The 1071-nt window shown below is 51.5% G+C and carries 1 rRNA gene; it reads right to left on the bottom strand.

The features are described 5' to 3' along the window. Positions 1 to 1071: ribosomal RNA gene (locus AACV12_RS11210) — 23S ribosomal RNA — on the bottom strand; the annotation flags it as partial.

Below are 1071 nucleotides of genomic sequence, written 5' to 3'. Positions count from 1 at the left end.
AGGGACTTCACCAATAAGAGCGTACCTTCTCCCGAAGTTACGGTACCATTTTGCCTAGTTCCTTCACCCGAGTTCTCTCAAGCGCCTTGGTATTCTCTACCCGACCACCTGTGTCGGTTTGGGGTACGATTGCTTATAATCTGAAGCTTAGAGGCTTTTCCTGGAAGCAGGGCATCAATGACTTCACTGCCGTAGCAGCTCGACGTCGTGTCTCAGCCTAACAAGAAACCGGATTTACCTAGTCTCTTAGCCTACGCACTTGAACCAGGACAACCGTCGCCTGGCCCACCTAGCCTTCTCCGTCCCCCCATCGCAATTATAAGCAGTACGGGAATATTAACCCGTTTCCCATCGACTACGCTTTTCAGCCTCGCCTTAGGGGTCGACTTACCCTGCCCCGATTAACGTTGGACAGGAACCCTTGGTCTTCCGGCGGGGAGGTTTTTCACCCCCCTTATCGTTACTCATGTCAGCATTCGCACTTCTGATACCTCCAGCATGCTTTACAACACACCTTCAACGGCTTACAGAACGCTCCCCTACCCAATACAGTAAACTGTATTGCCGCAGCTTCGGTTTACTACTTAGCCCCGTTACATCTTCCGCGCAGGCCGACTCGACCAGTGAGCTATTACGCTTTCTTTAAATGATGGCTGCTTCTAAGCCAACATCCTGGCTGTCTGAGCCTTCCCACATCGTTTCCCACTTAGTAGTAATTTGGGACCTTAGCTGGCGGTCTGGGTTGTTTCCCTCTCCACGACGGACGTTAGCACCCGCCGTGTGTCTCCCGGATAGTACTTACTGGTATTCGGAGTTTGCAAAGGGTTGGTAAGTCGGGATGACCCCCTAGCCTTAACAGTGCTCTACCCCCAGTAGTATTCGTCCGAGGCGCTACCTAAATAGCTTTCGGGGAGAACCAGCTATCTCCGAGTTTGATTGGCCTTTCACCCCTAGCCACAAGTCATCCGCTAATTTTTCAACATTAGTCGGTTCGGTCCTCCAGTTGATGTTACTCAACCTTCAACCTGCCCATGGCTAGATCACCCGGTTTCGGGTCTATATCCAGAGACT

This window comes from Vibrio sp. 2-2(8), from assembly GCF_963888495.1.
Taxonomy (GTDB): domain Bacteria; phylum Pseudomonadota; class Gammaproteobacteria; order Enterobacterales; family Vibrionaceae; genus Vibrio; species Vibrio anguillarum.
Note: the sequence above shows the minus strand (reverse complement) of the source record. Positions and strands in the feature narration are given on the sequence as shown.